Consider the following 619-nt stretch of genomic DNA (forward strand, 5'->3'; position numbering starts at 1 on the left):
ACTTGACGCGGTAACGGCCCATTTTATCGATATGGCTGTAGGTGTCGTTCGGCCAGTCGCTGGTCACCCGCGCCGGCACCGTGCCGGATATCACCGGTCGTTCCCGCAGTGCCGGCCGGTAGCTCAGGATTTCGCTGTAGGGAATGCCACTGAAACTGACCAGATAGTTGCTGTCACGCCGGGCACTGCTTCGCATGGAGACAATCAATACCCCCGCTTTTCCCACCRCGGCCGGTCTCTCCCCTTCCAGCTCCAGCACTAAGCCGGGGACCAGCATCGGGGAAGAACTTTGACCCCGGATCAGGTGCTGCCGGTACAGGTCGCGCTCGTGATGCAGACGGGCATAAAATCCCGCCGTTTCCGGTGCGGGCTGGATCTGTTCTCCCTTGGTCAGAACGTTATCGCCATAGCGATACACTTCACCAATCACGGTAGTATCCCGATCCCGGCCGACCTGATATTGCAGGTCATTGCCCGCTTCCCGGTAGTTGTAGTCCCGCACCTTCACCCTTTGCGTGACCACCCGATGTTCAACGTGCAAATCCCACACCGAATCACGGTCGTTGTGATTCATGCCCGCCGGGTCACGTAACGGTAAACGCACGTCGTACTGATAATT

Annotated in this window: 1 protein-coding gene; it reads right to left on the reverse strand. The window is 58.4% G+C overall.

The window, feature by feature from the left end; genetic code table 11:
• Positions 1 to 619 (reverse strand): contractile injection system protein, VgrG/Pvc8 family (locus tag D3222_RS24880; RefSeq protein WP_232832684.1); only part of this gene is annotated, 619 nt, incomplete at both ends.

It is taken from the genome of Photorhabdus sp. CRCIA-P01 (assembly GCF_003545805.1).
Classification (GTDB): Bacteria; Pseudomonadota; Gammaproteobacteria; order Enterobacterales; family Enterobacteriaceae; genus Photorhabdus; species Photorhabdus antumapuensis.